General features: G+C 53.5%; 19 protein-coding genes. 9 read left to right on the forward strand and 10 right to left on the reverse strand.

Annotated features, from left to right (window positions below; translation table 11 throughout):
- Nucleotides 1-319: 319 nt before the first annotated feature.
- The 5 genes from map to CYJ98_RS10125 all read right to left on the reverse strand — a co-directional run bounded on the left by map (nt 320) and on the right by CYJ98_RS10125 (nt 3,466).
- Entirely contained in the window at nt 320-1,099 is a 780-nt protein-coding gene (gene map, locus CYJ98_RS10105; protein WP_101756324.1) for a type I methionyl aminopeptidase, read from the reverse strand.
- A 63-nt stretch (nt 1,100-1,162) separates the two neighbouring features.
- Nucleotides 1,163-1,768 carry a hypothetical protein gene (locus CYJ98_RS10110; RefSeq protein ID WP_101756325.1) on the reverse strand — a complete coding sequence of 202 codons (606 nt, stop codon included), beginning with the start codon at nt 1,766-1,768 and terminating at the stop codon, nt 1,163-1,165.
- Nucleotides 1,769-1,835: 67 nt separating this feature from the next.
- Nucleotides 1,836-2,447 carry a BON domain-containing protein gene (locus CYJ98_RS10115; RefSeq protein WP_039862284.1) on the reverse strand — a complete coding sequence of 204 codons (612 nt, stop codon included), beginning with the start codon at nt 2,445-2,447 and terminating at the stop codon, nt 1,836-1,838.
- 73 nt (nt 2,448-2,520) lie between these two features.
- Nucleotides 2,521-3,114: a phosphoheptose isomerase gene (locus CYJ98_RS10120; RefSeq protein WP_003749391.1), complete on the reverse strand. Its 594-nt coding sequence runs from the start codon at nt 3,112-3,114 to the stop codon at nt 2,521-2,523.
- 4 nt (nt 3,115-3,118) lie between these two features.
- A complete protein-coding gene (locus tag CYJ98_RS10125; protein ID WP_101756326.1) occupies nt 3,119-3,466 on the reverse strand; it encodes a YraN family protein in 348 nt (115 codons plus the stop codon).
- Between the two features lie 65 nt (nt 3,467-3,531).
- Here CYJ98_RS10125 and rsmI point away from each other — a divergent pair, with 65 nt between their 5' ends.
- Nucleotides 3,532-4,419, forward strand: a complete 888-nt coding sequence (rsmI, locus tag CYJ98_RS10130; RefSeq protein WP_049336857.1) for a 16S rRNA (cytidine(1402)-2'-O)-methyltransferase — start codon at nt 3,532-3,534, stop codon at nt 4,417-4,419.
- A 218-nt stretch (nt 4,420-4,637) separates the two neighbouring features.
- Complete coding sequence (locus CYJ98_RS10135) at nt 4,638-5,258, forward strand: DUF1269 domain-containing protein (protein WP_101756327.1); 621 nt, start codon at nt 4,638-4,640, stop codon at nt 5,256-5,258.
- Nucleotides 5,259-5,515: 257 nt separating this feature from the next.
- Here CYJ98_RS10135 and CYJ98_RS10140 read toward each other — a convergent pair whose 3' ends face one another.
- The 3 genes from CYJ98_RS10140 to CYJ98_RS10150 all read right to left on the reverse strand — a co-directional run bounded on the left by CYJ98_RS10140 (nt 5,516) and on the right by CYJ98_RS10150 (nt 9,825).
- Entirely contained in the window at nt 5,516-6,325 is an 810-nt protein-coding gene (locus CYJ98_RS10140) for an alpha/beta hydrolase (RefSeq protein ID WP_101756328.1), read from the reverse strand.
- Between the two features lie 114 nt (nt 6,326-6,439).
- Nucleotides 6,440-7,429, reverse strand: a complete 990-nt coding sequence (locus CYJ98_RS10145; protein WP_101756329.1) for a peptidylprolyl isomerase — start codon at nt 7,427-7,429, stop codon at nt 6,440-6,442.
- Nucleotides 7,426-9,825 (reverse strand): LPS-assembly protein LptD, encoded by a 2,400-nt coding sequence (locus CYJ98_RS10150; RefSeq protein WP_349251561.1) that lies wholly within the window; start codon nt 9,823-9,825, stop codon nt 7,426-7,428. The genes CYJ98_RS10145 and CYJ98_RS10150 overlap by 4 nt, the downstream gene beginning before the upstream one ends.
- Nucleotides 9,826-9,894: 69 nt before the next feature.
- On the opposite strand from CYJ98_RS10150, the gene amgK reads away from it, so the two are divergent.
- Both amgK and mnmG read left to right on the forward strand, forming a co-directional pair.
- Nucleotides 9,895-10,899, forward strand: coding sequence for an N-acetylmuramate/N-acetylglucosamine kinase AmgK (amgK, locus tag CYJ98_RS10155; protein ID WP_003749406.1), 1,005 nt, complete (start codon nt 9,895-9,897; stop codon nt 10,897-10,899).
- Nucleotides 10,900-10,983: 84 nt separating this feature from the next.
- Nucleotides 10,984-12,879 (forward strand): tRNA uridine-5-carboxymethylaminomethyl(34) synthesis enzyme MnmG, encoded by a 1,896-nt coding sequence (mnmG, locus tag CYJ98_RS10160; protein ID WP_101756331.1) that lies wholly within the window; start codon nt 10,984-10,986, stop codon nt 12,877-12,879.
- Between the two features lie 157 nt (nt 12,880-13,036).
- Here mnmG and CYJ98_RS10165 read toward each other — a convergent pair whose 3' ends face one another.
- Both CYJ98_RS10165 and CYJ98_RS10170 read right to left on the reverse strand, forming a co-directional pair.
- Nucleotides 13,037-13,624, reverse strand: a complete 588-nt coding sequence (locus tag CYJ98_RS10165) for a GNAT family N-acetyltransferase (protein ID WP_101756332.1) — start codon at nt 13,622-13,624, stop codon at nt 13,037-13,039.
- A 95-nt stretch (nt 13,625-13,719) separates the two neighbouring features.
- The gene (locus CYJ98_RS10170; RefSeq protein WP_101756333.1) at nt 13,720-14,310 is read right to left on the reverse strand and encodes a 5-formyltetrahydrofolate cyclo-ligase; all 591 of its coding nucleotides are present in this window, start codon (nt 14,308-14,310) and stop codon (nt 13,720-13,722) included.
- Nucleotides 14,311-14,388: 78 nt separating this feature from the next.
- On the opposite strand from CYJ98_RS10170, the gene CYJ98_RS10175 reads away from it, so the two are divergent.
- The 5 genes from CYJ98_RS10175 (at nt 14,389) to rlmH (ending at nt 18,089) form a co-directional block, all read left to right on the forward strand.
- The gene (locus CYJ98_RS10175; protein WP_063076190.1) at nt 14,389-14,631 is read left to right on the forward strand and encodes a hypothetical protein; all 243 of its coding nucleotides are present in this window, start codon (nt 14,389-14,391) and stop codon (nt 14,629-14,631) included.
- Between the two features lie 179 nt (nt 14,632-14,810).
- Nucleotides 14,811-15,539 carry a 30S ribosomal protein S2 gene (gene rpsB, locus CYJ98_RS10180; protein WP_002258397.1) on the forward strand — a complete coding sequence of 243 codons (729 nt, stop codon included), beginning with the start codon at nt 14,811-14,813 and terminating at the stop codon, nt 15,537-15,539.
- Between the two features lie 123 nt (nt 15,540-15,662).
- Nucleotides 15,663-16,517 (forward strand): translation elongation factor Ts, encoded by an 855-nt coding sequence (gene tsf / locus CYJ98_RS10185; RefSeq protein ID WP_101756334.1) that lies wholly within the window; start codon nt 15,663-15,665, stop codon nt 16,515-16,517.
- A gap of 220 nt (nt 16,518-16,737) precedes the next feature.
- Nucleotides 16,738-17,457: a UMP kinase gene (gene pyrH, locus CYJ98_RS10190; protein ID WP_003708812.1), complete on the forward strand. Its 720-nt coding sequence runs from the start codon at nt 16,738-16,740 to the stop codon at nt 17,455-17,457.
- Between the two features lie 161 nt (nt 17,458-17,618).
- Complete coding sequence (rlmH, locus tag CYJ98_RS10195) at nt 17,619-18,089, forward strand: 23S rRNA (pseudouridine(1915)-N(3))-methyltransferase RlmH (RefSeq protein ID WP_036493712.1); 471 nt, start codon at nt 17,619-17,621, stop codon at nt 18,087-18,089.
- Nucleotides 18,090-18,098: the final 9 nt, after the last annotated feature.

The raw sequence follows: 18,098 nt of genomic DNA on the forward strand, positions 1-18,098 counted from the left end.
CTTTTGGGGTGATATGTGGGCGTATTGCAAATGACTGATCTAGATAATTAGACAGTATATTCGAAAGAAGTTTGCCGCTGTTTGCCATAATTTGTGTAAATATTTCTTAATTCATTATTTCGTATAATTTTTGGCATATAAATCATTAAATTATGCGATTATCTTAAATATGGCGTGGGCAAATTTTTACATAACTAAACAATTCATTATGGGTAAAAACTTAATTTTGAGCTTTTATTCGGTTTGACGGGTCGAGAAAACGGATAAATTTCAGGCCGTCTGAATCTGTATTTTTAGACGGCCTGAAAATTTTTCAAGTTTAAGGCTTGCCGGTGGCAGGGCTGATGGTGAGGATTTCGTAGCCGGTTTCGGTAACCAAGACTTCGTGTTCCCATTGGGCGGAGAGGGAACGGTCTTTGGTGACCACTGTCCAACCGTCGTTCAGGATGCGCAGGTGGCGTTTGCCTTGGTTGATCATCGGCTCGATGGTGAAAATCATGCCCGGTTTGAGGACGAGGCCCTCACCTTTGCGGCCGTAGTGGACCACTTGCGGCGCTTCGTGGAAACCGCGGCCGATGCCGTGTCCGCAGAATTCTTGTACTACGGAGTAGCCGGCATTTTCGGCAACCTGTTGGCAGGCATAGCCGACATCGCCGAGGGTGGCGCCGGGTTTGACCGCTTCGATACCCGCCATCATGGAGGCGTGGGTCACGTCGATCAGGCGTTGGGCAATCGGGGAGACTTTGCCGACGGTAAACATACGGCTGGAGTCACCGTGGAAACCGTCTTTTTTAATGGTCAGGTCGATGTTGACGATGTCGCCTTCTTTCAGCGGCTTGTCGTCGGGAATGCCGTGGCAGATAACGTGGTTGACGGAAGTGCAGCAGGATTTTGGGTAGGGCGGGTTGCCGTAGTTGAGGGGGGCTGGATAACCGCCTTGAACGTTGACGTGGTAGTCGTAAACGAGTTTGTCGATTTCGTTGGTGGTTACGCCGGGTTTGACGAATTGGCCGATGTAATCGAGGGCTTCGGCGACTAAGCGGCCGAGTTCGCGCATTTTTTCGATTTCTTCGGGGGTTTTGATGATGACTTTGTCCATGAGGTTTCCTTCTTGTTTCAGACGGCATCGGGGTCGTCTGAACGGGACGGGTGTGCCGTCTGTTTAAAACAGGTTGTCGAGATTGTCTTTATTGCGCGGTTTGGTTTGTGGTTTGGCCTCAGGTTCGGCTTTCGGAGTCGGTTTGGACTCGGGGGCTTTGGCTTTTGCCGGTTTGTTTTCTACCGCTTGTGCGGCAGGTTTGCTGTCTGCGGCTTTGTTTGCTACCGGCTGGCTGTCTGCTTGAGGTGTGTTTGGAGCGGCAGAATTGCTGTTGTCGGATTGTGTGTTTTCTGATTTGTCGGCTTCAGCGCGTTTGTTTTCTGTGCGTTTGCTGCGGTGTGTAGTGGGGCGGTCGTTTTTTGCACCTTCTTCGGCGTTGTCGCTTTTTTCGGTTTGGGGAACAATCGGGTTGCCGGAGGCGGTTTTTGCGTCGCTGTCTTTGGTAGGCTGAACGGTTTCAGGTTCGACAGTGCCGTTAGGGTGCCAAACTTCAATGCGTGTGTCGGTTTGTTCGGCAGGGCTTTTTTCGGGTACGTCGGTTTTACCGGAGTTTAGGGTGCTGAATACGCCGGCAACAAGGGCTGCGACGGCGATAAAGCTGACAAGGAATAAAGCGCGGATTAGGTGTTTGGGCTTAAGTTGGAAAGGGGTTTTATTATTCTTGGACATGATGGGGCGGGTAATCGTTGGAGGAATGGCCGTCTGAATGTTCAGACGGCCCCGGGTTGCCTGTGAATCAGTTGGCAACGTAGTTTTGATAGAGGGTCACGACTTTTTGTACGCCGACGGTCGTGCTGACTTTTTGGGTCACGCGGGCTTGCTCGTCAGGCGTGAGGATGCCCATCACATAGGTCACGTTGCCGTAAGTCACGATTTTGACGCGTGCTTGGGTGGCCGGGCTGAGGCCCAACAGGGTGGCGCGGACTTTGGATGTACCCCAAGTATCGTTGGTCACGTCGCCGAGCGAACGCGCTTGTGAGGCAACGGTGATGTAGTTGTACACGCCTTCTGCGGCTTGTTCGGAACGGGCAATGCGTTCAACAAATTGTTTTTCGCCTTCGGTAGCCACTTGGCCGAGCAGGAGCAGGTGGCGGTTGTAGCCGACAACGTTCAGTTTGGGCTTGTAGCCTTGGACTTGGTTGTTTTGGCGCAGGTAGGAGCGTGCGGTGGTTTCGACGCGCAGTGCCATAACGTTGTCGTCGGTTTGCGCGCCGGTGGTGCGGCGGTCGACGGCGGATTTGGTGCCGACGGCTGCACCGCCGATCAGTGCGCCGACGCAGCCGCTCAGACTCAGGCTTAAGAGGGTCGCAGTCAGAACGGGGAGGGCGTAGCGTTTGATATTCTTCATATCCTTTTCCTTGGGTATGGACGGTTGGGTGTTCAGACGGCCTTTAAGGGATGGGCCGTCTGAAAAGAAAGGGTTACATGCCTTCAAGCAGGACGGAGTCAATGCAGTCGCACATGGCGTGAATCAGCAAAATATGGTTTTCCTGAATGCGGGCAGTGCGCGGATAAGGGACGTTGAGCAAAACGTCGGTGTCTTTGAGCATGGCGGCGATTTTTCCGCCGTCGCGGCCGGTCATGGCGATGACGTGCATGTCGCGCTCGTGTGCCGCTTTGATGGCTTCGATGACGTTGGCGGAATTGCCGGAGGTGGAGATGCCGACCAATACGTCGCCGGCACGTCCGAGCGCGCGCACTTGTTTGCTGAATACATGGTCGAAACCGTAGTCGTTGCCGATGGCGGTCAGGGCGGAAGTATCTGTCGTCAGCGCGACAGCGGCCAATTCCATGCGTTCTTTTTCAAAACGGCCGGTCATTTCTGCGGCGAAGTGCTGCGCGTCAGCGGCCGAACCGCCGTTGCCGCAGGCCAGGATTTTGCCGTCGTTCATCAGGCATTGCAGCATCAGCTCGGCGGCCTGTGCAGTCGGCTCGACCAATACTTTTTCGGCTTCCTGCTTGGCGCGGATGCTCTCGGCAAAATGTGCGGAAACGCGTTCTTGTAATGTTGTCATGAGGTTAACCTGTAATATTTTGAATCCATTCGGGTTGGCCGTCGCCCTCAATCAGTACCGCATCCAGGCGGCAGGGCGCATGGTTTAACCCGTGCTTTTGCAGATAATACTCTACACTTCGTTGCAATTTCAATAATTTGGACGGCGAGATGCTGTATGCGGCACCACCGAAACCTCGGTTTTTGCGGTATTTTACTTCAACAAACACAATCGTACCGCCGTTTTCGACGATTAAATCGATTTCGCCGTAGGCGCAATGCCAGTTCCGCGCCAGCAGCGAGCAGCCTTTGCCCAGCAGGAATGCCAGCGCCGCATCTTCGGCCGCCGCCCCCTGTTTGTGGTTTAAGCGCATGAAAAGTTTACCCGTTATATAATCATTGTTTTTAAAGAGACGCCGTTTCAGACGGCCTTGAATCTATGTACACAAAACACCTGCAAAAAGCCGTCGACAGCATCGAAAAACAGACATTATACGTTGTCGCCACACCCATCGGCAATTTAGCCGACATAACGCTGCGCGCGCTGGCTGTGCTGCAAAAGGCCGACATTATCTGCGCCGAGGACACCCGTGTTACCGCCCAGCTTTTGAGTGCGTACGGCATTCAGGGCAAACTCGTGAGCGTGCGCGAACACAACGAGCAGCAAATGGCCGACAAAATTATCGCCTATCTTTCAGACGGCCTGAGCGTTGCCCAAGTTTCGGATGCGGGTACGCCTGCGGTTTGCGATCCGGGTGCGAAACTTGCCGCCCGCGTGCGCGAAGCCGGATTTAAAGTGGTGCCTGTGGTTGGCGCAAGTGCGGTCATGGGGGCGTTGAGCGTGGCCGGTGTGACAGAATCCGATTTTTACTTCAATGGTTTCCTGCCGCCTAAGGCCGGCGAACGCCAAAAGCTGCTGGCCAAATGGGCGGAAGCCGATTTCCCGATTGTGATGTTTGAAACGCCGCACCGTATCGAAGCAAGCCTTGCGGATATGGCCGCGCAGTTCCCCGAACGCCGTTTGACTTTGGCGCGCGAAATCACCAAAACGTTTGAAACCTTCCTCAGCGGCACGGTTGCCGAAATCCAAGCCGCCCTTAAAAACGACAGCAACCAAACGCGTGGAGAAATGGTGCTGGTGTTGCACCCTGCTGTGAAAGAGAAACACAGTGATTTGCCCGAGGCGGCGCAAAACACCATGAAAATCCTTGCGGCTGAGTTGCCGACCAAACAGGCCGCCGAGCTTGCCGCCAAGATTACCGGCGAAAGCAAAAAAGCCTTGTACGATTTAGCGTTGGAGTGGAAACGGATTTCAGACGACGCTTGAGGTCTTGCAGGCTTATTTCTCTCAACCTGTGGTGTGAACGATGCGACGATTTCCTACAGGCAAGGCTGGGTATTGTTCGTTATCCGTTTGCCGGTTCTACAGGCTTTATATAGGCAAAGTTTTGTTTGCCGCATTGCTTCCCCCCCCCCTTGCAATTTATAATGACACTGCATACAACTAGTATGTTCTTAAATCTTTCAATCTACGGGAGTGGACTTATGAAACAAAACATCATCGTTGCCTTATTCAACATCTCCAGCGAAGCTTATCAAGCCTTTTCTGAATTGAAAGCTTACTCGCAGACAACAGATACTTTGGTGGCACAAGCCGTTTTGGTTAAAAAGGAAAATGACCTGATTATCCCAGCAGAAAGCACCGACTTTACCGCCAATACGGTCGAAGGCACATGGACGGGCGGCCTCATTGGTTCACTGGTCGGCATTCTCGGCGGTCCTATCGGTGTTCTGTTGGGTGGAGCTACTGGCGCACTCATCGGCAGTGATGCAGGTACTGCCCAAACATTGGAAGAGGGGGCGTTGCTAGAAAATACAGCCAAAAAACTGGATAACGGCAGTACTGCGATCATTATTTTGGCGCAAGAATCCAACGAAGCTGTATTGGATGCTTTCTTCCACCGTTTCAAAACCGTTATTCTCCGACAAGATGCAGCCGTTGCCCAACAGGACGTATTGGCAGCAATAGAAGCGCAGGAAGAAGTGGCACGTCAGGCACACGAAGCTTGGAAAAAACAGCGCAAAGCCGAGCGCAAAGAGAAAGTGGAAGCCTTCAAGGCCGACATCAAACAAAAATTCGACAAATTGGCAGCCAAGTTGAAATAACACTGCCACCAACCCAAGGTATGTAACCGCTCAAATTTTCCGTTTCGGATGCATGCCAAACCGGTTTGAGGCTACCTGAAAATCTATTTTTCAGGTAGCCTCTCCCTTTTTCATGCCCCGAGACCTTTGCAAAGGTCTCAACCTATGTTATTGCAAAGGTCTCGGCCTTTTTATAATTGGATTTTAGATCGATCCAATAGGTTCAATACGCTTCTAAGTTTGCGTTTCAGACGGCCTCAATGTTTGACAAACCTGTTTTAACGCTGCCATGCGCTGCGCAAATATTCGATACAGTCGGTCAGGGCGTAAAACGGGGCGTTGCCGTGATTGGCGTTGGGGTAGAGGGTAAAGCGGACATCTGCGCCGAGGTGGTGCAAAGTGCCGGCAAGGATTTTGGCTTGTGCGACCATGCCGCGGCTGGTTTGGTCGGGGCGGTTGTTTCTGCCCTCATGTTCGCCTGCGCTGAGGCGGATGCCGATTCCTTGCGGCAAAGTGTCGGGCAGCCAATCGAGTACGCGGCGGTCTTGCCACCAGATAGACGGCGAAACCAGTAAATAATGGCGGAATCGTTCGGGGCGGGTGAACAGGGAATAGAGGCCGTACAGTGCGCCGAATGAATGGCCGAAGACGGCTTGGTTTTGGGCATCGATGCGGTATTTGCTGTCGAGCAGGGCGGAGAGTTCGTCATCGATAAAGCGGCTGAAGCGGTCGGCTTGGCCGTATTGTTTGCGTTCGGATTCGGGCGCGTTGTCGGGCAGCGGCGGCGTGTAGTCGAGGGCGCGTTGGCTTAAGTCGCGGATGGTGCCGCCGGTGTAGCCGATGCCGACAATCAGGCAGGCGGCATGGCTTTTGGTGATGGGGTTGATGAGCAGGGATTGCGCCATATTAAGGATGGCGGGGAAAAAGGCATCACCGTCAAGAATATACAGCACGGGATAGCCGCCTGCCGGACGCTTGCCGAGTGCAGCGGCTTGAATACGGTAGGTGCGGCCGGTATGGGCGGAAGTCAGGGCGGTTTCTTCGGCTTGCAGCAGGGTGGCGGTTTGCCAGTTGGGACGGATGGGCATGATGGGGTGCTTTAATCAATGGGTTGCGTGAGGAAAAGGAGAAAAGGCCGTCTGAACAATGGATTTCAGACGGCCTTATTGTACGGATTTCTGCCTTTTTAACAATACGCGCGATTAGCGTACGTCAACGTAGGAGCTGCTGTGCAGTTCGCGCAGGAGGTTGGTGGTCGCCTGTTGCGCTTTTTGTTGGGACAGGTATTGGCGGACGGCGTTTTGTTGGCGCTCTTCAGGCGTACCTGCTTCGCGGACGTCGTTCAGCTTGATGATGTGCCAGCCGAATTGGGTGCGGACAGGGGCGCTGATTTGGCCGGGTTTGAGTTTGTGGACGGCTTCTTCAAATGGGGCAACCATCATGCCGTCGGCAAACCAGCCCAAATCGCCGCCATTGCCGGCGCTGCTGTCTTGAGAGTATTGGCGTGCCAAACCGCCGAAATCTTCGCCGCTGCGGGCTTGTGAGTAGATTTTGCGGATGGTGCTTTCTGCTCCGACAGCGGCGTTATCGTTGTCGGCTTTAATGAGGATGTGTTGGGCATGATATTGGCGCACAGGGTCGGCTTCGGGCAGGGTGATGCCTTGTTGTTTGGCCTGCTCGATGTAGCGTGCTACTTCGGAGTCGCTGACGCGGCTGTTTTGCATGATGGCCTGTTGGCGCACTTTTTCAACAATAATGCTGTCGGCGATGTCTTGACGGACGGCGGCAGATGGGTTTTTGATGTTGGGGTTGTGCGCGATAACGGCTTCGATTTCGCTATCGGTCGCTTGGATGTTGCGGCGTTTGCCTGCTTGGAGGATCAGGGATTGGTTGATCATTTGTGCCAAAACCTGTTGGCGCAGCTCGTTGGCGTCCATTTGTGTACCTTTAGGCATGGTTTGACGCGCTTGCGCTACGGCTTGTGCTACTTGGCGGTGGGTAATGACTTCGTTGTCGACAACCGCGGCAATGCCGTCTGAAAGATGTACACCGCTTTGTACGGCAGGCATGGTGGTGGCGCTGACGGCAGCTACTTTGGCTGCGCGCGCTTTGCCTGCTTTGGCTTTAGGAGCGGCGTGTGCGCCTACTGCGAGAGTGAGTGCGGCGACGAGAATCAGGGGTTTGAAGTTCATTGTTTGACTACCTCGTTGGTTTTGCTGTAACCGGGGATGGCTAAGCGGAGTTTTTCGAATGGGTTGTTGCCGATATTGCTCAAGTCTTTGAGTTGGAGGTTGAAGAATACGGCGTTTTTGTGGCTGTTTTCGCCGGTAACATATCGTTGGCCGACCAAGCTTGCGATCCAGCAGCCGCAGTTGCTTTTGTATTCTGCACCGATGAGCATTTCCAGCGGTTTTTTGGCTTCGATTTCGTAGTTGTAACGGGCAACGGCGTACAGGTTTTTACTCAATGGCCATTGGGCGGCAAGGTCGATTTGGCTGAGCCTGTCGTAGAAATAGTCGCCGTTGGCTTGCAGATAGATGCGCTCGTTGCGTCCGTATTTATAGCGCGCGCTTAAGACTTTGCCAGGTTCGGGGTTGTAGGCAATCCCTGCGGCGTAGCTTTCGGCACGGCTTTGGTTTTGGTTGTAGTGGATGTCCAAGTCGATGCGGATGCTCGGGGTAATGTTGCCGTGTGCAAAGGCTACCCAGTCGGATTGGCTGCGTGGATAACGGCTGACGCTGCCGTCAGGCAGGACGTTGTCGTTTTTGAAGTAAAACTTCTGGCCGATACCTGCACGGAAGAGTTCCGCACCGGTGTTGGGGTTGAGGATGCGGCTTTGTGTGGCCAGCGTCAGGCTGTTGGCCGAATTGATGCGGTCGTTGCCGGAATACAGGTTTTCGCGGAACAGCTGCGAATAGGTAAAGCTGTTTTCGGAGCTGTCGAAATTGGGCAGGTCGTTTTGGGACTTGGTCGGAATGTAGTTGTAAAACAGGCGCGGTTCGAGCGTTTGCAGGTATTCTCCGCCGAATAGACGGGCCCTGCGCTCGAAAGTCAGGCCGCTGTCGACGTTGATGATCGGCAGGACGCGGCTGACATTGCGGCTGCTTTGGCCGTTGAAGCTGTTGAGGCTGTAATAAGTGGCGTGTACGCCGACTTTAGGCCGGATGTAGCCCCATTGGTTGTGGAAGTCCCATTTGACGCTCGGGTAGAGTACCACGCGGCTGCCGTCTTGCTTGGTATCGTGGTCAAAACGGGTAAATTGGCCGAACACGTTGAGTTGCGCTTTGCCGAGATGGCTTTGCCAACGGCCGGTCAGACGGGGCATGATGGCATAAGGTTCGTCTTTATAGCCGTCTTGGTTGGCCAGCGTTTGGTATTTTTGTACGCGCAACGAGCCGTCAAAGCTGCCGCCCAACAATTTGTCGCTGTAATTGAGCCATGCCTGACGGTCGAGGTTGACGTTGCGTGCGATGTCTTCACGGCCGTAGAAGTCGCGGTAGTAATCGTCGTCGGAAACTTGGTTGTAGTTGATGCCGCCGCTGATTTTGCTGTTCAGCTGCTGCTGGTGTTTCCATTTGAACTGGTAGCGGTTGTTGTGGACGCTTTTTTGGTCGTTGGGCATCCAGTCGCCATCGACTTCGCCGCTGTAATTTGGTTGCAGATAACGCACTTGGCCGCCCAATTGCACGCCGCGTTTACTGATGATGCCCGGGCGGATGGTGGCATCCAAATTCGGCGCAAGGTTGAAGTAGTAGGGCAGGCTCAGCTCAAGGCCGTCTGAACCGGTGGCAATGGTCGGAACGAGCAGGCCGCTTTTGCGGTTGCCGTTGATGGGGAAGTCTGCCCAAGGCGTGTAGAGGACGGGTACGCCGCCGAATACCAGCGAAGCGTGTTTGGCCACGCCGATGCCTGTCGATTCATCGGCTTCGATGCTTTGCGCTTGGATATACCAGCTGGCATCGCCGGGCGAACAGGTGTTGAATTTGGTATTGATGAGTTTGTAGAGGCCTTTGCCTTTGAGTTCGGCTTTTTCGCTGACACTTTGAAGGCGGCGGCCGCCTTGCTCGGTATTGAGGCGCACGGCAGTGCCGGAACCAGTTTGGTTTTTGAGGTTGTAAACCAATTGGTCGCCGGATACGGTCGAACCGTTTTGATACAGGGTAAAGCGGTCGCCGGCGGTAACGGTATCGGCGGCTTGGTCGTATTGCGCCCAATCGGCGTTGAGAACATCGGCATTGCGCTCGACAATGACGTCGCCTTCGGCACGGACGCCGACTTGGGTCTGGCCTTCTATTTTATCGGCGTTGATGCGGGTGTAATCGGCAGGCAGGGCAGGTTCGCCGCTGCGTTTGATTTCGGCGGTTTCGGCCGGCTTGGCATCTTCGTGGTCGCAAAACAGGCAAGTGCTGCCCAAAGAAAGCGGATCGGCTTCGCTTTGGCCGGTTTTTGCCGGTTTGGATTCGGCGGCGTGGGCAGGGGTATAGTCTTCCGCCTGCGGAACAGAAGCATCTTCCGCGCGCACGGCTGTTGCGCCAAAGCCCATAATTAAGGCGAGTACCAAGGGTTTGAGTGAAAATAAACGAGCCAAAATCGCCCCTTAAATCGGTTTGCCAGTTAGAATAGCGGTTATTGTAACCTGAAATTCTGCGATACCGCTATGCAACGACAAACCGAATTACAAAACTGGCTGGAGTCTGTTTACCCGAACCAGCCGTTTGAATTGAGCTTTGCGGCAGCCGATGCCGACTTCCGCCGTTATTTCCGTGCGACGTTTTCAGACGGCCAAACCGTCATCTGTATGGACGCGCCTCCTGAGAAGATGAGTGTTGCGCCTTATTTGAAAGTGCAAAAACTGTTTAATATGGTTAATGTGCCGCAAGTGCTTCATGTGGATGAAGCGTTGGGCTTTATGGTGTTGAACGATTTGGGCAACACCACATTCCTGACCGCCATGAATCAGGAAAACAGCGAAACCGCCCACAAAGCCCTGCTGCTCGAAGCCATCGACGAACTGATCGAGCTGCAAAAAGCCAGCCAACCCGGCAAACTGCCGGAATACGACCGCGAAGTCATGCTGCGCGAGATTAACTTGTTCCCCGAATGGTTTGTGGCCAAAGAATTGGGCCGCGAGCTGACCTTCAAGCAACGCCAGTTGTGGCAGCAAACCGTCGATACGCTGCTGCCGCCCCTGTTGGCGCAGCCCAAAGTGTATGTCCACCGCGACTTTATCGTCCGCAACCTGATGCTGGCAAAAGGCCGCCCGGGCGTGTTGGACTTCCAAGACGCGCTTTACGGCCCGATTTCCTATGATTTGGTGTCGCTGCTGCGCGATGCGTTTATCGAATGGGAAGAAGAATTTGTATTGGACTTGGTCATCCGTTACTGGGAAAAAGCACGCGCTGCCGAGTTGCCCGTGCCTGCCGAGTTTGACGAGTTCTACCGCTGGTTTGAATGGATGGGCGTACAACGCCATTTGAAAGTGGCCGGTATTTTTGCCCGCCTGTACTACCGCGACGGCAAAGATAAATACCGCCCTGAAATCCCGCGCTTCTTGAACTATTTGCGCCGCGTATCCCGCCGTTACAACGATTTGGCGCCGCTTTATGCGTTGCTGGTCGAATTGGTCGGCGATGACGAATTGGAAACAGGCTATACCTTCTAAGCTTGGTTTTTTAAGATTTGATTCCACTTTTCAGACGGCCTGATCAACAAAAGGCCGTCTGAAACCTTTACAGAACACATAAAAATGACTTACATGATTTACCCCAAAACCTACGACGTGATTGTCGTCGGCGGCGGCCATGCCGGTACCGAAGCCGCGCTTGCCGCCGCACGCATGGGTGCGCAAACCCTGCTGCTCTCACACAACATCGAAACCCTCGGCCAAATGTCGTGCAACCCTTCCATCGGCGGTATCGGCAAAGGCCACCTCGTGCGCGAACTCGACGCATTGGGCGGCGCGATGGCGTTGGCCACCGACAAATCCGGCATCCAGTTCCGCCGTCTGAACGCCAGCAAAGGCGCGGCGGTTCGTGCCACACGCGCGCAGGCCGACCGCATCCTGTACAAAGCCGCCATCCGCGAAATGCTGGAAAACCAAGAAAATCTGGAGCTTTTCCAACAAGCCGTCGAAGACGTAACGCTCGACGGCGAACGCATCAGCGGCGTGGTTACCGCGATGGGCGTGGAGTTTAAAGCACGCGCCGTCGTGCTGACCGCGGGCACGTTTTTGTCCGGCAAAATCCACATCGGTTTGGAAAACTACGAAGGCGGCCGCGCCGGCGATCCCGCCGCCAAATCCTTGGGCGGCCGTTTGCGCGAATTGAAGCTGCCGCAAGGCCGTCTGAAAACCGGTACGCCGCCGCGTATCGACGGACGCACGATTGATTTTTCCCAACTGACCGAACAGCCCGGCGACACACCCGTTCCCGTAATGTCCGTACGCGGCAGCGCCGATATGCACCCGCGCCAAGTGTCCTGCTGGATTACGCATACCAACACGCAAACCCACGACATCATCCGCTCAGGCTTCGACCGCAGCCCGATGTTTACCGGCAAAATCGAAGGCGTGGGTCCGCGTTATTGCCCGTCTATCGAAGACAAAATCAACCGCTTCGCCGACAAAGACAGCCACCAGATTTTCCTCGAACCCGAAGGCCTGACCACGCACGAATACTATCCTAACGGTATCTCCACCAGCCTGCCATTCGACATCCAAATCGCCCTCGTGCGCAGTATGAAAGGTCTCGAAAACGCCCATATCCTGCGCCCCGGCTACGCCATCGAATACGACTACTTCGACCCGCGCAACCTCAAAGCCAGCCTCGAAACCAAAACCATCCAAGGCCTCTTCTTCGCCGGCCAAATCAACGGCACAACGGGCTACGAAGAAGCCGCCGCACAAGGCCTGTTCGCAGGCGCGAACGCCGTGCAATACGTCCGCGAACAAGACCCGCTCCTGCTGCGCCGCGAACAAGCCTATCTCGGCGTATTGGTGGACGACCTCATCACCAAAGGCGTGAACGAACCCTACCGCATGTTCACCAGCCGCGCCGAATACCGCCTGCAACTCAGGGAAGACAACGTCGATATGCGCCTGACCGAAGACGGCTACAAAATCGGCTTAGTGAGTGAAGAGCAATGGCGCATGTTCAACGAAAAACGCGAAGCCATCGAACGCGAAATCCAACGTTTGAAAACAACGTGGTACACGCCGCAAAAACTCGCCGAAGAAGAGCAGCTGCGCGTATTCGGCCAGAAACTCAGCCGCGAGGCCAACCTGCACGACCTCCTGCGCCGCCCGAACCTCGACTACGCCGCACTGATGACCCTGCCCGGTGCACAACCTGAAACCGCACTTGCCGACAGCGTGGTCGAACAAGTCGAAATCCAAGTCAAATACCAAGGCTATATCGACCGCCAAAACGAAGAAATCGACAGCCGCCGTGACATCGAAACCTTAAAGCTGCCCGACGATATCGATTACAGCAAAGTCAAAGGTTTGTCGGCAGAAGTGCAGCAAAAGCTCAATCAGCACAAACCCGAAACCGTCGGACAAGCCAGCCGAATTTCCGGCGTCACACCTGCGGCGGTGGCGTTGCTGATGGTGCATTTGAAACGCGGGTTTAAAGATGCCAAGTAAGGTTTAATCCGAATAAAGGCCGTCTGAAACTTTCAGACGGCCTTTATTTATCAGGGGATTGATGGTGTTGCACCTTATTTCATTAATTTTTTAAAGAGTTCGGATTGTCAGCAAGATGGGCGTATTCTGATGAAAAAATGAAGAAGAAAACGTTTTTTCAGGACGCGTCATAAGCTGCCGCTTTTTCGAGCAGTTTTACCCTTGCCTGCGGCCATTCCTCACGCAGCAGGCTGTATTCAACCGTATCGCGCACGCTGCCGTCTTTCCGCAGCTTGTGGCAGCGCAAGATGCCGTCTTGGTGTGCACCCAAGCGTTCGATGGCGTGTTGGGAGGCGGTATTGAGGTTGTCGGTCTGCCAGCAGACGCAACGGCAGTTTAAAGTGTCGAAAACGTAGTCGAGCAACATGATTTTGCAGGCGGTATTGATGTGCGTGCGCTGTGCCGACAGGGCATACCATGTGAAACCGATGTAGAGGCGTGGGATGGCGGGGTCGATGTGGTAAAGCGAAGTTGAGCCGACAATTTTTCCCGTGTCTTCGTCGATGACGGCAAAGGCGAGGCGGGTTTGTATGGCGGTGCGGATATAGTCAGCTACTTGGTGGGGTTCGGGCGCGGTGGTTACGTTCAGCTTCCAAACTTCGCCGTCGCAAACTGCTTCGCGCAAACCGGCTTCGTGTGCCGTTGTTAAAGGTTCGAGACGGACGCGGTCGAAGGATAAAACGGGAGTGGATGAGAAATCAGTCATGGAGGTTTCCTTTGTATTTGATAGTTTGAGTTTTCAGACGACCTTTTATAGTGTCTTAACGGACGGCATCTCTGAGGTCTTCTGAAAGCTATTGATTAATGATGTTTGAACATCAGCACGCCCGACTCCGATACAAACCCGTCCAGCGGCAGGTCGTGGGGTTCGGTCGGTAGGGTGTCGGTCAGTTGGCAGCCGAAGCCTACGCCTAGGGTTTGGGTTTGCAGGCGGTATTTCGTGGCGGAGAGGGTGGCGTCGTAATAGCCGCCGGCCTGTCCGAGGCGGTAGCCGCGTTTGTCGATGCCGACGATGGGGACCAGCAATAGGCTGAGTTGGTGGACGCGGATTTTTTTGCCGGTGAATTGGGGGACGTGCAATTTGGCGTGGCCGCGTTTGCGTTCTTGTTTGGCGCCGTCGGCAGGGTAGGGTGTGAACCACATCCGCCGCGTGTGCGGTTCGATATAGGGCAGGTAGAGTTTTGCGCCGCGTTTTTGTGCGGCACGGACAAAGCCGTCCAATCGCAATTCCTTGCCCATCGGCCAATACACGCCGATTTTCCGTCCTTTTTTGATGTAGGGCTTGAGCAGGCGGTTGATGGTTTCGGTGGCGGCGTTCCGTTCGTCAGCGCTCATTTGGGCGCGTGATCGGCGGAACTGTTTGCGTAGTGCCGATTTTTCGGGGTTCCTCATTTTCAGACGGCCTTTCGGGATTGCGGTAGAATGTTGCGATTATAACGATTTTGTTAACATTCAAACAGGACGCACACGATGTGGCACATTGTCGCCATCGGCTATCTTTTTGTTGCCGTGATGTTTTCCGCCGCGCAGCCGAGTATTGCGCGCGCGTTGATTTATTTGGTTTTTTGGGCAGTGTTGCCCACTGTGTTCACGGTCTTTGTCGTGACCATCCGCCGCCGCAACCGCCTGATGAAACGGCAGGAGCAGGCGGAGTTTGAAGCGGCCCGCCAAAAGGCGGTACAGGCAGATGAAAAACAGGACGGGAAGGTATAAAATCCCTTTTCAGACGGCCTCTTATCCGCTATAATCCGTCAGTTTTCCATTTCGGAAACACGCTTTTATTTTTTTTAAAACTTATGCCCACTTTCGCCGAAGGGTGCTTGACAATAGGCGCCGCCTATCAAGTTCTATGCGATTGAATGTGTGCTCTTTAACCCTTTCAAGGAAATAACATGTCTCAAATTACTATGCGTCAGATGATTGAAGCCGGTGTTCACTTCGGTCACCAAACCCGTTTCTGGAACCCGAAAATGGCTCAGTACATTTTCGGTGCGCGCAACAAAATCCATATCGTAAACTTGGAAAAAACCCTGCCGATGTTCCAAGAGGCGCAAGAAGCCGTACGCCGTCTGGTTGCCAACAAAGGTACAGTATTGTTCGTAGGTACCAAACGCCAAGCCCGCGACATCATCCGCGAAGAAGCTACCCGTGCCGGTATGCCTTTCGTTGATCACCGTTGGTTGGGCGGTATGCTGACCAACTACAAAACCGTTAAGCAATCCATCAAACGCCTGGAAGAAAAAACTGCTGCCCTGGAAAACGCTGCTGAAGGCGGTTTCAACAAAAAAGAAATTCTGGAAATGCAACGCGACGTTGAAAAACTGGAACGTTCTTTGGGCGGTATCAAAAACATGAAAGGCCTGCCTGACGCGATTTTCGTTATCGATACCGGCTACCAAAAAGGTACTCTGGTTGAAGCTGAAAAATTGGGCATCCCTGTTATCGCCGTAGTCGATACCAACAATAGCCCTGACGGCGTGAAATACGTTATCCCTGGTAACGATGACTCCGCTAAAGCTATCCGCCTGTACTGCCGCGGCATCGCTGACGCAGTTTTGGAAGGCAAAAACCAAGCGCTGCAAGAAACTGTAGCTGCTGCCCAAGAAGCTGCTGCCGAGTAATTCGGTACACAGAAGAGGGGCGTTATGCCCCTTTTCTCAAATCCCGTTCTGAAATCCGTTTCAGACGGCCACTATTTCCAAACACGGCGATGGCCGTGTTCCCAAAAATCTAGGAGATTCAAAATGGCAGAAATTACTGCAAAAATGGTTGCCGACCTGCGCGCCGCTACCGGCCTGGGCATGATGGAATGCAAAAAAGCCTTGGTTGAAGCTGAAGGCAACTTCGACAAAGCCGAAGAAATCCTGCGTATTAAATCTGGTGCGAAAGCCGGTAAACTGGCTGGCCGTACTGCTGCCGAAGGCGTATTGGCTTACGCGATCAACGGCAATGTCGGCGCATTGGTTGAAGTAAACTGCGAAACCGACTTCGTTGCCAAAGACGCCGGCTTCGTAGAATTTGCCAACTTCGTTGCGAAAACTGCTGCTGAGAAAAAACCGGCTACCGTTGAAGAACTGAGCGAACTGGTTGAAGCAGAACGCAAAGCCATCATCGCTAAATTGGGCGAGAACATGTCTGTTCGCCGCTTCCAAGTGATCGACACTGCCAACCAACTGGTTGCCTACATCCACGGTGCTTTGGCTACCGAAGGCGTATTGGTTGAGTACAAAGGCTCTGAAGATGTAGCACGCAAAATCGGTATGCACATCGTTGCCGCCAAACCTCAATGCGTATCCGAAGCCGAAGTGGATGATGAAACCATCGAAAAAGAACGCCACATCTACACCGAGCAAGCCATTGCTTCCGGCAAACCTGCCGAAATCGCCGCTAAAATGGTTGAAGGCCGTATCCGCAAATTCTTGGCTGAAATCACTCTGAACGGCCAAGCATTCGTGATGAACCCTGACCAAACTGTTGCCCAATTCGCCAAAGAAAACGGCACTGAAGTAATCAGCTTCGTACGCTACAAAGTAGGCGACGGTATCGAGAAAGCCGTTGTTGACTACGCGGCCGAAGTTGCTGCCGCTGCTAAAGTGTAAGGCACTTATGAAAAAGAAAGCACCTAGATTCCAAACGAATCAGGGTGCTTTTTTTTGAGAAAACCGTTTACGGTACCTAATTTAAGACGACCGAATATAAAGGCCGTCTGAAAACCAAAACAATAATAAACCGACACACCCTATCATTAATATTCCGACCGTTTGAAAATTCAGACGGCCCGACCCCCGACCGACGACATTCAAGAAAGCAAGGTATCCCATGACACAGCAAATCAAATACAAACGCGTATTACTGAAACTCTCCGGCGAATCCCTGATGGGCTCTGATCCATTCGGCATCAATCACGATACCATCGTTCAAACTGTCGGCGAAATTGCCGAAATCGTGAGAATGGGCGTGCAAGTCGGTATCGTTGTCGGCGGCGGTAACATTTTCCGCGGCGTATCTGCACAAGCAGGCAGCATGGACCGCGCCACTGCCGACTACATGGGCATGATGGCAACCGTGATGAACGCCTTGGCACTCAAAGACGCATTTGAAACCTTGGGCATCAAAGCGCGTGTCCAATCCGCACTGTCTATGCAGCAAATCGCTGAAACTTACGCCCGTCCTAAAGCCATTCAATATTTGGAAGAAGGCAAAGTCGTGATTTTCGCCGCCGGTACCGGTAATCCGTTCTTCACGACCGACACTGCCGCTGCATTGCGCGGTGCGGAAATGAACTGCGATGTGATGCTCAAAGCCACCAATGTTGACGGCGTTTATACCGCAGACCCGAAAAAAGACCCATCTGCAACACGCTATGAAACCATTACTTTTGACGAAGCCTTGTTGAAAAACCTCAAAGTGATGGATGCCACCGCCTTCGCCCTCTGCCGCGAACGCAAACTCAATATCGTGGTCTTCGGCATTGCCAAAGAAGGCTCACTCAAACGCGTGGTAACCGGCGAAAACGAAGGTACGCTGGTTCACTGCTAATCATTGAAAGGCCGTCTGAAACAGCCGAACGGGATACATTCGGCTTTCAGACGGCCTTTTATTTTCAGTCGGTTGCGTGGGCATTGGCTCATGGTTTGAAAAGGTTGAGAACTTGCTTGACCATAATGCCCAACCGACAATTCGATAACAAAGGATACTCCATGAATATCACCGTCTTGGCTGTCGGCACGAAAATGCCGCGTTGGGTCGATGAGGCCGTCGGCGAGTACGCCAAACGCTTCGGGCGCGATGTCAATTATGCGCTGAAAGAAATCAAACCAGAGAAACGCGGCGCGGGTGTGAATGCGGCTCAGGGCATGGCGGCTGAAGAAAAACGCCTGCTGGAAGCCATACCGCAGGGCGCGTTTTTGGTGGTATTGGACGAGCGTGGCAAAGCGCCGACTTCGGTCGAATTGGCGCAACATTTAAAAAGCTGGCAGCAAAACGGCGAACACGTCTGCTTTATTATCGGCGGTGCAGACGGCATGACCGACCGATTGAAGCAGCAGGCAAACATGATGATGCGCCTTTCCAGCCTGACCTTGCCGCACGGCATGGTGCGCGTTTTGCTGACCGAGCAGCTTTATCGTGCCGTTTCGATTTTGCACAACCATCCTTATCATCGGGAATAATCCGTTTTG

This window comes from Neisseria perflava (genome assembly GCF_002863305.2).
GTDB classification, from domain to species: domain Bacteria; phylum Pseudomonadota; class Gammaproteobacteria; order Burkholderiales; family Neisseriaceae; genus Neisseria; species Neisseria perflava_A.